Here is a 12,403-nt window from a genome sequence, read left to right on the forward strand (position 1 = left end):
ACACTCCAAATCACTTTATTTATTACAAATTTGATTAATTTTTTGCATATATGCTTTCACAACTATATTTCTATCAAACTCTTTCTCAACTTTTTTTCTAGAATTTTCACCCATTTGTTTTTTCTCTTCGTATGTTAGATTAATAAATTTCTCAATCTGTTCTACGAGACTATTGGTGTTTTTTGCTTCAAATGTATAACCGTTTTTACCTTCTTCAATCGTTTCTCTGCAACCGGGTATATTAGAAGCAATTAATGCTCTGCCTGTAGCAGCCGCTTCTAGTAATACATTTGACAAACCTTCTCCACCGTGGGATGGCTGTATAAGACAATGAGCTTCTTCAATAAAAGGCTTCACATCTGATTGATATCCGAAATAATTAATATAGCCCTCATTTTGAAATTGGTTAATCTTATCATTGTAATGTGGTTGTGTTTTCTCAATGAATCCAATTACATTAAATCTAGTATTTGGATATTTTTGTTTTATAATTTTTGCAGCTTCTAAATATTGATCAATTCCTTTATCTTTCATTATCCTTCCGATAAAAATAAACGTTAATATCTCTTCATCCGGAAAATCTTTATATTTATACTCTTCCAAGTTTACTCCGGAACCTGGAATAAGCTCATAGGGTCCTTTTACTATTTTTTTATCCACTAATGTTTTCATATCTTCTGTATTTTGGAAGAAAACGCAATAGGATTTTTTTAAACTAATTCTATACATAATGGATAAAAAATTTCTTAAGAGAAAACCTCTATTGAATCCACTTCCTAAACCAGTGATATTGTTTATACAAGGAACGTTTAAAAGTCTACATGCCAATCCACCATAAATGTTGGGTTTAATTGTATATGTTAATACAACATCCGGTTTTATTCTTCTCAGCAGTTTAATGTAATGTAAGATTAATTTAAAATCAGTAAATGGATTTGTTCCTCTCCTATCAACATTTGTCTCTACAAATTTACAACCCCATTCGACCATTTTATCCACTTTTTCATCTTTAGGTAACGATATATAAACTTCATAACCTTTTTTTAACAATTCTTTTACTAATTCTTTACGAAAGTTGTATATTACAAATCCATGGTTGCCTAATAATAATATTTTTTTACTCATAATTTTGTACTCACCCAATTACATGCTCCTTTTTATAGAAGTTTCAAAATCAACAACACAATAATCGAAATTAGGAGTTATTCGCTTATCATATACTTTATTTCCTAAAACCTTATTAATAATATTTATCTTTTTTGACATTGTTCTTATTACAGGATTAAACAGCTTAACGAAATAAATTTTTTTCCCCATATTCTTAGCCATAAGATCTATTATATCCTTTGTACTTACATATTCCTTGTTTTGTGGAAAAAATATACCACTTAGTTCCTTATCAATAACTATTCTTAAAAACTCACATAGATTTTCAATAAATATCATACTTCTTTGGTTATTTATATCAGGAAAAATAGGACATTTTCTAGCTAGCATCTTTAGTCTAGGAAAATTTCCTTTACAGTTAGGTCCATAAACCATTGGAGTTCTTACTATTACTGTTTTGAATTTCTCACTATTTAATTTCTGTATAGCCAAATCTGCTTCAAGTTTACTTCTTCCGTAAAAATCAATCGGATTTGGCTCTGTTTCAGCATTAATAATTTTATTTTCCCCCACTCTACCATCTGCCCCATAAATTATTATACTGCTCATAAAAATAAACTGTTTAACATTTTCCTTTTTTGCTTTTTCCGCAACATCAATTGCCAAATCTCTATTAATCTTGTAATACAGTTGTTCCATTTTAGGATCTGCTGAAACATGTGCTATTCCAGCTACATGTAAGACTACATCATATTTAGAGAAATTTTTTTGTTTCCACCCGTCATTTCGAACAGAAATTTTTTCAACGTCATATTTATCTGGCCATTTGCTAACCCATTTTTCAAAATTTGTTCCTATATAACTACCTTGGCCTGTTATCAAAATCCTCTTTTTACCCATCTATGAACTAACTCCTTTGTTCGTATTGGAGGTTTGTTCACTAACATTGTTTAACCCTTCTTTGACACCTTCAGCTTTGAGCACACTTTTTATAGTCATAAAAAATATTTTTAAATCGAAAAGTAACGACATATTTTTAACATACTCGCCATCAAGCTTTGCCTTTTCAGCAATAGGAAGTTCATCCCTGCCGTTTACCTGTGCCCATCCTGTAAGTCCGGGCATAACGTCATTTGCGCCATATTTGTCACGTTCTTCAATCAAATCGTATTGATTCCATAGAGCTGGTCTTGGACCAATAATACTCATTTCACCTTTTAGAATATTTATTATTTGAGGCAATTCATCTAGGCTTGATTTTCTAAGAAATCTACCAACTCTAGTTATAAACATTTCGGGGTTACTTAGCATATGAGTGGGCATATCCTTAGGTGCATCAGTTATCATCGTTCTGAACTTTAAAATATAAAAATGCTTTTTATTTTTACCAACACGCTTTTGTTTAAAAAATACAGGTCCTTTTGAATCTAACTTTATTAAAATTGCAATAATAAGAAAAAAAGGCCAAAGTACAATCATTGCAATGAATGATAACGTAAAATCTATTATTCTTTTAACGTATTTTCTATACACTAAACTCCCCTCCTCCTTACAATTTCAAAACTATTTAAGGAAAATTTTTTATGCTATCGCGTTACTGTGCTATAGAACGTTCCAACCCAATCCTTCCGTTTGCAATCCCCAACAATCTTTCCCTAACCTTTTCTTTATCCATCTCTTCAAACTCTTCCATAAAGTCACGAAGAATTTTTTCGTCCACCGCCGTCGCTTTCCCAATAAATATTTTCGGAAACACCTGCTCCGGATGCACTTCATTCTCATTAAGCAGTTCTTCAAACATTTTTTCACCCGGGCGGATGCCGGTAAATTCGATGCCGATTTCTTCGACGGTGTATCCGGATAGTTTGATTAAGTTTTTTGCGAGATCGACGATTTTGACTGGTTCGCCCATGTCAAGGACAAAGATTTCGCCGCCTTTGGCAAGTGCACCGGCTTGGATGACGAGCCGAGATGCTTCTGGAATCGTCATAAAGTAGCGCGTCATATCCGGATGGGTAACGGTGACAGGTCCACCTTCTTGAATTTGCTTTTTAAATAATGGAATCACACTGCCTCGACTTCCTAAGACGTTTCCGAAGCGGACAGCGACGAATTTTGTCTTGCTCTGCTTGTCCAATTGTTGAATCATCATTTCCGCGAAGCGTTTTGTCGCGCCCATCACATTGGTTGGATTGACTGCTTTGTCAGTCGAAATTAATACAAAGGTTTGGACACCAAACGTATCGGCCGCTTCGGCAACGTTTTTCGTCCCGAAAATGTTGTTTTTGACAGCTTCTTTCGGGTTATATTCCATTAACGGAACGTGTTTGTGCGCCGCTGCGTGATAGACGACATCCGGCTTATGTTCTTCCATCACTTCAAACATGCGCTCGCGGTCTTGAATGTCGCCGATCACTGGAACAATTTCAATTTGATCTTTATATTGATTGCGCAGTTCCATATCAATTTGATAAATGCTGTTTTCACCATGACCGAAAAGAACGATTTTTTTCGGGTTAAACCGACATACTTGCCGGCAAATTTCCGATCCGATCGAACCGCCAGCACCTGTGACTAAAATGACTTTGTTTTCGATGTAACTGGAAATGCTTTCGATATCAAGTTCGACCGGTTCGCGGCCAAGCAAGTCTTCCACTTGCACATCGCGAAATTGGCTGACCGATACTTTCCCTGTCACGATATCTTCGAGTTTTGGGACAATTTGCGTTTTCGCGTTTGTTTTCGCACACTGTTCAAAAATGCGATTCAGTTCCTTTTTTGTCAACGATGGAATCGCGATAATAATATGTTCAATGCGCAACGCGCGAACCACATCTTCAATATCTTTTGTCGTTCCCATCACAGGAATGTTAAAAAACTGTAATTTTTGTTTATTGGGATCATCATCAATAAACGCTACTGGCTTTAGTTCCGCTTCCGGATTGTTCACTAATTGCCGAGCGACCATCGTTCCCGCGGCGCCCGCTCCGATAATCAGCGTCCGCCGCTTGTTCGCGTTTGGTTTTATATAACGGTCGCGGAACACTCTCCAGACAAACCGCGATCCCCCGATGAGAATCACATGAAGCATCCATGTAATCATTAACGCACGGACGTAAATATCTTGAAAGACCACAAACTGAACAACCGACGTTGTGATAATCGAAAAGGTGACCGCCTTGATAATCGCCGTTAATTCGCCGATGCTTGCGTATTCCCACGCTTTATGGTACAAACGGTATATAAACGCAAAAGAATGATGGCTGACAAGCAGCGTTAACGCCGATAACAGAACTGATTTGTATTTCCAGATTTGTATCCCCGGATAAAGTGTAAACAAGCTAACGTAAATCGCCGTTAGCACGATTAATGAGTCCAATATTATTAAAAACGTCAATCGTTTTCGGTATGCCAACGCACTGCTTCTCCCTTCGTATAATAGATAACGAGCCATGTTCGCCATGGCTCGTTATGATGCATTCGTATTTTGTTTTGTTTCCGCAATAATTTTCTCCATAAATGCGAGTAAATGGTCCCTTAACTCCTCATTCTGCAACGCAAACTCAATCGTCGTTTGGATAAATCCGAGCTTTTCGCCGACGTCGTAGCGCTTTCCTTCGAATTCGTAGGCGAAGACGCGCTGGATTTCGTTGAGCTTTTGAATCGCATCGGTGAGCTGGATTTCGCCGCCAGCGCCGGCTTCTTGTTTTTCAAGGAATAAGAAGATTTCCGGTGTGAGTATGTATCGTCCCATGATCGCCAAGTTGGACGGCGCGGTGCCTGGCGCTGGTTTTTCGACGAATTGGCGGACTTGGTAGCGGCGTCCGTGTTGTTCAAGCGGGTCGATAATGCCGTAGCGGTGTGTTTCGTTTTCAGGCACTCGTTTGACGCCGATGACCGAGCTGAACGTTTGCTCGTATTGGTCGATTAATTGTTTTAAGCACGGTGTTTCCGCTTGGACGATGTCATCGCCAAGAAGAACAGCGAACGGTTCGTCGCCGATAAAGTTGCGGGCGCACCAAACGGCGTGGCCGAGTCCTTTCGGTTCTTTTTGGCGGATGTAGTGAATATCGACTTTTGATGGCTCTTTTACTTTTTCCAGCAAGTCTAGTTTCCCTTGTTTCATTAGTATTTGTTCCAGTTCATAAGCGTTGTCGAAATGGTCCTCGATCGCGCGTTTTCCTTTCCCCGTGACGATGATAATATCTTCAATGCCGGATGCGATCGCTTCTTCGACGATGTATTGAATCGTTGGCTTGTCAACAATCGGGAGCATTTCTTTCGGCATCGCTTTCGTTGCCGGCAAAAATCTTGTTCCGAGCCCCGCTGCGGGAATAATCGCTTTGCGTACTTTTTCCGTGAAAATCCCCACCACTTGGTGAGTGCGGTATACGCTCCTGATCCGTGCGGGTATACTGAAAATGGCCAAAAAAGGCAATAGGAAAGCAGAGGTGCCCGATTTTAGGCATCTCGTATAACCTGTCTGCCTTTTGGCTAGACTAAATAAGTTGTGGTTGGCGGAACGGCTCTTTGCGGGAGATCATGCAAAAGATGATCACCAACATCCGCCGAGCAATGGCGATGAGGGCTTTTTTCTTCCCGCACCGGGCCGCCAACGACCAAAACTTTCGGGACAAGGGATGCGTCTTAGATCGAGCTGCTGACCATGCCGCCTCGCATAACGCCGATCGGAGATGGGGATTGCCTTTTGTCGTGCGCGTGCTCTTTCGCTTTCCGGCGCTTTCATGGTTGCCGGGGGACAAACCCGTCCATGAAGCCGCCCGTTCCGGCGTTTCAAAGACGCTCATGTCGGTTCCCATCTCCGCGATGATGACGGCGGCGGTTTGTTTTTTCACTCCGGGCATGGTCATCAGCAATTCGACTTCCTCACGATACGGCTCGAGCAGGCGGTCGATGTGCTGGTCGACTTCTTCGATGAACCGCTCCAATTCCTCAACGTGTTTCCACAAGAGGCGAAGGAGACGGAGCTCGTGTTCGGTCAAGGTGCCCAGCAGCGAATCGTACACCGCTTGCTTTTTCTTTTTGAGCCTTCCGCGCAGGCATTGATCCAGCTCGTCCTTGTCCACGTATCCCTTCTCCAGCAGCCGGGCAAGGATGTCTTTTCCGGAAACGCCGAAGAGATCGGAGAGGACCGAGCCGAGTTTGACATTGGAAGACTCGAGCACTTTTTGAATCCGGTTTTTCTCCGAACTCAACTGTCCGACCCACTTTTTGCGGAGGCGGGTAAAATCCCGCAATTCGCGAATATCCGCGGGGGGGACGAAACTTTTTTCAACGAGTCCATGGCGGAGCAGCTTGGCGATCCACTCGGCGTCAGAGACATCGGTTTTTCTTCCCGGGACATTTTTGATCCGTTGCGGATTGGCCAGTGTCAAGTCGACATAGCCCTCGAGGAAGGCGAAGACCGGTTTCCAATACACGCCGGTGGATTCCATGGCGACATGGGTGACGCCATGTTCTTCGAGCCACTCCAGCAGGTCGCCAAGTCCCTTCGAGAACGTGGAGAAGGTTTGAATGTCCTTTTGAATGTGTCCATCTTCTTCCCATAGCGCACAGGCGACGATGGTTTCGGCATGAACATCCAATCCTGCGCAGCGAGGATAGATGACATCCATGATGAAAATCCTCCTGTTCGATGATCGAGTGCGCAAACAGCGAATCCACGGGAGAAATGCGGCAGTTTTCCGTTCGTCGTCACCTTTCCTCCGCATCGGGAAAGGGCGGACAATGGGTGGTGCACCCAGTGGATTCGAACGCTTTTCCGTACAGGGTCCAAGCCACCATTAAGTATAACGTCCTATTGAACTGTTTGCGCCTACTCTTCATTATGGGAAGAAAAGGGGGATTTTCATGCCCGGGTGGAGGGCAAAACGTTGCCCATGGAACTTTTCCGTGAAAATCCCCACCACTTGGTGAGTGCGGTATACGCTCCTGATCCGTGCGGGTATACTGAAAATGGCCAAAAAAGGCAATAGGAAAGCAGAGGTGCCCGATTTTAGGCATCTCGTATAACCTGTCTGCCTTTTGGCTAGACTAAATAAGTTGTGGTTGGCGGAACGGCTCTTTGCGGGAGATCATGCAAAAGATGATCACCAACATCCGCCGAGCAATGGCGATGAGGGCTTTTTTCTTCCCGCACCGGGCCGCCAACGACCAAAACTTTCGGGACAAGGGATGCGTCTTAGATCGAGCTGCTGACCATGCCGCCTCGCATAACGCCGATCGGAGATGGGGATTGCCTTTTGTCGTGCGCGTGCTCTTTCGCTTTCCGGCGCTTTCATGGTTGCCGGGGGACAAACCCGTCCATGAAGCCGCCCGTTCCGGCGTTTCAAAGACGCTCATGTCGGTTCCCATCTCCGCGATGATGACGGCGGCGGTTTGTTTTTTCACTCCGGGCATGGTCATCAGCAATTCGACTTCCTCACGATACGGCTCGAGCAGGCGGTCGATGTGCTGGTCGACTTCTTCGATGAACCGCTCCAATTCCTCAACGTGTTTCCACAAGAGGCGAAGGAGACGGAGCTCGTGTTCGGTCAAGGTGCCCAGCAGCGAATCGTACACCGCTTGCTTTTTCTTTTTGAGCCTTCCGCGCAGGCATTGATCCAGCTCGTCCTTGTCCACGTATCCCTTCTCCAGCAGCCGGGCAAGGATGTCTTTTCCGGAAACGCCGAAGAGATCGGAGAGGACCGAGCCGAGTTTGACATTGGAAGACTCGAGCACTTTTTGAATCCGGTTTTTCTCCGAACTCAACTGTCCGACCCACTTTTTGCGGAGGCGGGTAAAATCCCGCAATTCGCGAATATCCGCTGGGGGGACGAAACTTTTTTCAACGAGTCCATGGCGGAGCAGCTTGGCGATCCACTCGGCGTCAGAGACATCGGTTTTTCTTCCCGGGACATTTTTGATCCGTTGCGGATTGGCCAGTGTCAAGTCGACATAGCCCTCGAGGAAGGCGAAGACCGGTTTCCAATACACGCCGGTGGATTCCATGGCGACATGGGTGACGCCATGTTCTTCGAGCCACTCCAGCAGGTCGCCAAGTCCCTTCGAGAACGTGGAGAAGGTTTGAATGTCCTTTTGAATGTGTCCATCTTCTTCCCATAGCGCACAGGCGACGATGGTTTCGGCATGAACATCCCATCCTGCGCAGCGAGGATAGATGACATCCATGATGAAAATCCTCCTGTTCGATGATCGAGTGCGCAAACAGCGAATCCACGGGAGAAATGCGGCAGTTTTCCGTTCGTCGTCACCTTTCCTCCGCATCGGGAAAGGGCGGACAATGGGTGGTGCACCCAGTGGATTCGAACGCTTTTCCGTACAGGGTCCAAGCCACCATTAAGTATAACGTCCTATTGAACTGTTTGCGCCTACTCTTCATTATGGGAAGAAAAGGGGGATTTTCATGCCCGGGTGGAGGGCAAAACGTTGCCCATGGAACTTTTCAATGAAAAACCCCTCTTTTCTTTATGTATTTGCGATACGCGCCGACGTATGGGCTATTGGATGAATAGAACATACGTCGATGCGCATCGAATAAAAATAGCCCCTTTGTTGGGACTTAGTTTTGCAAATGGGATTTTAAGTTTAGAATCTCTCTTTCGTGTTCGATCATTTTATCAAACATGACATCTGTCCGTCTTTGTAAATACGCGACAGTTACATCGACGGACTGTTTCATGCTTGTAAGATCATTCAAAATATGCCCTTGATTGTTTTTCGAAATGCGAAGCTCCTCAAGGATCTTTTCTTGCGTCCGCTCCACATTTCCGAGCGTTTGCTTCATGGCGGCCATATCGTGTTCTAATTTCTGTTGGCCGATTTGCAGTTGTGCCACATCGCGCTGTAACGCACGCTGGCCTTCTTGAAGTTGCGCAACGTCTTGCTGGAGTGCCCGTTGACCTTGTTGAAGCTGGGCAACATCGTTTTGAAGTTGGGAGACATCATTTTGGAGCTGAGATACATTATTTTGCAATTGAGCTACATCATTGCGCAGTTCTTGCTGGCCTTGCTACAGCCTGGCCACATCCTTCTGAATTTGTCCGACATCGCTGCTTAATTTTTGCTGCGTTTGCTCAACACGGTCTAGCCTATCTCGAATCGGTTCTAATTCTTCTTTTAAAACCGAACGCAGCAAATCTCTCAATTCTTGGCTCATCTTCCCCCCTCCTTTCCCTTTTCTCCCATTATAACATGTCCAACAGAGGCATAAACAAAAATATAGATAAAAACCGGGCATCTAACCCGCCCTCACACCACACCCTCGACGACGGGCGTCTAAGGTGGCAGGACCGTCATCGTCCCCACCCACGGCATGGCCGAGTGCCTCCATTGATAACGGTAAGGAGACATCACCGATAAAGTAAGATAAGGAAGCTGTTTCTGTTTTGTTGACCAAACCGAAAAACAGGTCAACAAAAACCTAAAACAGTTGGCCTAGCCATCCGGCTTAGGCGCATCTTCCTAAAAGAGGCCGAGAAACTTTTTCTTTTTGATCCGCACGGGCTCGTCGCGGTATACAGTTTGCCCGTTAACGAGCTGTTCGGCGTTTTCTTGGAAGAAATAGACGGCATCAATGCCGAATTCGCAGTCGATCGTGTCATAAGCCGCCCGCATTTGGAAAGAACGGCTTGTGAGATTATGAGCATCTGAGGCAATGAAGTGCACCCAGTTCGCTTCGATCAACTGCATTGAAAACTTCTGGATATTTTTTCCGAAGCAACCTGCCACGCTGGCGGCAGTCACTTGGGTAAGGACGCCTTTTTGGACGAGCTCGTACAGCCGATCTGGTTTTTCGATGATTTCAGCGTTTCGTTCCGGATGGGCGATTACAGGAGTGAGTCCTTTCAGCTGCATCTCAAACAGCAACTGGTTCGCGTAGCGCGGAACATGGTCGGACGGGAATTCCACCAATATGTACGGCGTTTCCTCGCCAAGCGGCAACAAGTCGCCTTTCTCCCAGTTGTCCAACAAATCGCCGTGAACGCGGACTTCCTGACCTGCAAGTACCTTCAAGGGAATATGGCGTTGTTCAAGCTGTGCGTTCAACTGGCGGACGGCGGTGGTGACATGGGATGACGGGTTATCGTATTTCCCGTTATGGTGATGGGGAGTGGCGATGATCGTTGTAATGCCCTCGTCTACTGCTGCTTTTGCCATGGCAATGGCATCATCCATCGTTTTTGCCCCGTCATCAACGCCCGGCAAGATGTGGCTATGGATGTCGATCATCTCCATCTCCCCCTTATTTTCCAACATCTTGAACATCATTAATCATAGCATAGGAGATTCGTCATATCAATCGCGTTTTTTGTCGGTTGTTGTCGAAAAAACTTTTTTGCTGGCGCCATTTGTTGCCTGTTGGCAGTTTGGCGGACATGATTGGCCAAAAGTGGATCTGCTCATACATTGCTTTTAGTTGTCCCTTCCGGAAAAACAAACTATAATCATAGTGATGGATTTTACAGCCGAAGGAAGGTTGAAGATGAGAGCAGAACGTCGAAAAAAGAAGAAAAAATGGCTCCGCTGGATGGTGGGAGTGTTCGTTGTACTATTCGCTGGAGCGGGAATATTCGCCTATTCTATTTATCATAATGTGAAACAGACGGCGAACCAAATGCACGAAGACGTAAACTGGAAGTCAAAGAAACGTCAGGAAGACGTTTCATTTGAGCGGAAGACGCCGATTTCGATTTTGTTGATTGGTGTCGACGAACGCAAAGGGGATCGCGGGCGTGCGGACTCGCTGATCGTCATGACAGTCAATCCAAACAAACAGTCGATTGAGATGATCAGCGTTCCGCGCGACACGAGAACGGAGATTATCGGAAAAGGGACGGAAGATAAAATCAACCACTCGTACGCCTTTGGCGGAGTGGAGATGACGATGGCGACGGTGGAACACTTTTTAGATATCCCGATTGACTATTACATTAAGGTCAACATGGAAAGCTTCCGCGACATCGTCGATGCCGTCGGCGGGGTGACGGTGAACAATCCATTCGCTTTTACGTATGAAGGAACGCACTTCCCGAAAGGCGAGATTACATTAAACGGGGACGAAGCGCTGAAATATTCGCGCATGCGGAAAGAAGATCCGCGCGGCGATTTCGGGCGCCAGGACCGGCAGAAGCAAATCATTCAGGCGATTATCGAGAAAGGCGCAAGCTTCTCGTCGCTAACGAACTACAGCGACGTGCTCGCCGCCATCGGGAAAAACGTGAAAACGAACTTGACGTTTGAGGAAATGAAAGATATTCAAACGAATTACAAAGACGCCCGCAAACAGATCAAACAGCTCCACATCACCGGCCAAGGGACGAAAATCAACGGCATTTATTACTTGATCGTGCCGGAAAGCGAACGGCTGGCGATTTCGAACGAGTTGAAAGAGCACCTGGAGCTGAAAGCGACGGCGGTGAAGTAAATGAGACGCGCACCTTAAGAGGTGCGCGTTTTCATTGGGCGATGAAGTGCTTGGCGAGCGCGTCGGCCCAAAGCTTGGCCCCTTCCGCGGTCGGCAAGTCGGTTTGCGGGTCGACGCAACGGTTCAGTTCCTCGCTGTTTGCATCCGGCCAGGCGGGCCAATGGTTGATATAAGGATAACCGTTCTCTTTGGCGAACGCTTCGAGCCGTTCGACTTGGCGCGGATAATACGTCGCGCTATAAATCGGATTCGGCGGCTGCAAGATCACGGCCGCATCCGGGGCCGCGGATGTAAGTTGACTGATGATTGATTTGATATGGGCGAGGCTGTCGTCGATCGTCACGACGCCGTTGTCGTTTAACAAAAACGGTTCAAGCAGGACAAGATCCGGCTTGTCCTTGGCCCAGTCGGCGGCGATGCGCTTCTCGTCGGCGTCGGCGGTCGTCAAGCCGTCGTATTCGTGGACAGTGATGTGGAACGCCCCTTTCCCATACGCGTCATCTAACGCTCGCTTCAATAATTCAGGCCAGCCGCCCGTCTCCGGCGTCGATTCCGAGCCAGCGATGACGAAGCGGATCGGGCGGTTTTCTTCAACAGCCCTCTTGATGGCGGCTTGCGCGGCCGCTGGCAGCTGTTTAGCGCGGGCGAGGATTTCCTCAGCCCGGCTTGGCGCTTCTTCCTGGTTGGCCGATGCGTCGATTTTCATCCGTGCCGCTTGCACGGTGGCGTCGATTTTTCGTTCCCAGTACAAGTGCCCGGTTATCATGAAGGCAAGACAAGCAGCGGCGACGAAAAGGATGAGAATGAAATTTCTCAACAGTTCCTCCCCCTCCTTGGCTATATAAACGG

General features: G+C 45.9%; 10 protein-coding genes and 1 pseudogene. 1 reads left to right on the top strand and 10 read right to left on the bottom strand.

The window, feature by feature from the left end; all coding sequences use genetic code 11:
- Nucleotides 1-15: 15 nt before the first annotated feature.
- The 9 genes and pseudogenes from LG52_RS16645 to LG52_RS16685 form a co-directional block, all read right to left on the bottom strand.
- Nucleotides 16-1,125: a glycosyltransferase family 4 protein gene (locus tag LG52_RS16645; RefSeq protein ID WP_044733330.1), complete on the bottom strand. Its 1,110-nt coding sequence runs from the start codon at nt 1,123-1,125 to the stop codon at nt 16-18.
- Nucleotides 1,126-1,143: 18 nt separating this feature from the next.
- Nucleotides 1,144-2,007: an NAD-dependent epimerase/dehydratase family protein gene (locus tag LG52_RS16650; RefSeq protein ID WP_044732789.1), complete on the bottom strand. Its 864-nt coding sequence runs from the start codon at nt 2,005-2,007 to the stop codon at nt 1,144-1,146.
- Complete coding sequence (locus tag LG52_RS16655) at nt 2,008-2,640, bottom strand: sugar transferase (protein WP_075261928.1); 633 nt, start codon at nt 2,638-2,640, stop codon at nt 2,008-2,010.
- A gap of 61 nt (nt 2,641-2,701) precedes the next feature.
- Nucleotides 2,702-4,522 carry a polysaccharide biosynthesis protein gene (locus tag LG52_RS16660; RefSeq protein ID WP_044732790.1) on the bottom strand — a complete coding sequence of 607 codons (1,821 nt, stop codon included), beginning with the start codon at nt 4,520-4,522 and terminating at the stop codon, nt 2,702-2,704.
- Between the two features lie 54 nt (nt 4,523-4,576).
- Nucleotides 4,577-5,473 carry a UTP--glucose-1-phosphate uridylyltransferase GalU gene (gene galU, locus LG52_RS16665; RefSeq protein ID WP_044733332.1) on the bottom strand — a complete coding sequence of 299 codons (897 nt, stop codon included), beginning with the start codon at nt 5,471-5,473 and terminating at the stop codon, nt 4,577-4,579.
- A 133-nt stretch (nt 5,474-5,606) separates the two neighbouring features.
- A complete protein-coding gene (locus LG52_RS16670) occupies nt 5,607-6,743 on the bottom strand; it encodes an IS110-like element ISGka2 family transposase (protein WP_044731162.1) in 1,137 nt (378 codons plus the stop codon).
- Between the two features lie 418 nt (nt 6,744-7,161).
- A complete protein-coding gene (locus LG52_RS16675; RefSeq protein ID WP_044732791.1) occupies nt 7,162-8,298 on the bottom strand; it encodes an IS110-like element ISGka2 family transposase in 1,137 nt (378 codons plus the stop codon).
- Nucleotides 8,299-8,689: 391 nt separating this feature from the next.
- A pseudogene (locus LG52_RS16680) lies at nt 8,690-9,286 on the bottom strand (hypothetical protein).
- Between the two features lie 305 nt (nt 9,287-9,591).
- Nucleotides 9,592-10,359, bottom strand: a complete 768-nt coding sequence (locus LG52_RS16685; RefSeq protein WP_044732792.1) for a tyrosine-protein phosphatase — start codon at nt 10,357-10,359, stop codon at nt 9,592-9,594.
- A gap of 253 nt (nt 10,360-10,612) precedes the next feature.
- Here LG52_RS16685 and LG52_RS16690 point away from each other — a divergent pair, with 253 nt between their 5' ends.
- Nucleotides 10,613-11,554 carry a LytR family transcriptional regulator gene (locus tag LG52_RS16690; RefSeq protein WP_044732774.1) on the top strand — a complete coding sequence of 314 codons (942 nt, stop codon included), beginning with the start codon at nt 10,613-10,615 and terminating at the stop codon, nt 11,552-11,554.
- 31 nt (nt 11,555-11,585) lie between these two features.
- Here the strand turns inward: LG52_RS16690 and LG52_RS16695 are convergent, their stop codons facing one another.
- Nucleotides 11,586-12,371 carry an SGNH/GDSL hydrolase family protein gene (locus tag LG52_RS16695; protein WP_044732793.1) on the bottom strand — a complete coding sequence of 262 codons (786 nt, stop codon included), beginning with the start codon at nt 12,369-12,371 and terminating at the stop codon, nt 11,586-11,588.
- Between the last annotated feature and the right edge of the window lie 32 nt (nt 12,372-12,403).

This window comes from Geobacillus kaustophilus, from assembly GCF_000948285.1.
In the GTDB taxonomy this organism is placed as follows: domain Bacteria; phylum Bacillota; class Bacilli; order Bacillales; family Anoxybacillaceae; genus Geobacillus; species Geobacillus thermoleovorans_A.

Coding starts and splice junctions, on each gene's coding strand:
- LG52_RS16645 (WP_044733330.1), bottom strand. CDS start 1,125: ATGAGTAAAAAAATATTATTATTAGGCAACCATGGATTTGTAATATAC.
- LG52_RS16650 (WP_044732789.1), bottom strand. CDS start 2,007: ATGGGTAAAAAGAGGATTTTGATAACAGGCCAAGGTAGTTATATAGGA.
- LG52_RS16670 (WP_044731162.1), bottom strand. CDS start 6,743: ATGGATGTCATCTATCCTCGCTGCGCAGGATTGGATGTTCATGCCGAA.
- LG52_RS16675 (WP_044732791.1), bottom strand. CDS start 8,298: ATGGATGTCATCTATCCTCGCTGCGCAGGATGGGATGTTCATGCCGAA.
- LG52_RS16685 (WP_044732792.1), bottom strand. CDS start 10,359: ATGATCGACATCCATAGCCACATCTTGCCGGGCGTTGATGACGGGGCA.
- LG52_RS16690 (WP_044732774.1), top strand. CDS start 10,613: ATGAGAGCAGAACGTCGAAAAAAGAAGAAAAAATGGCTCCGCTGGATG.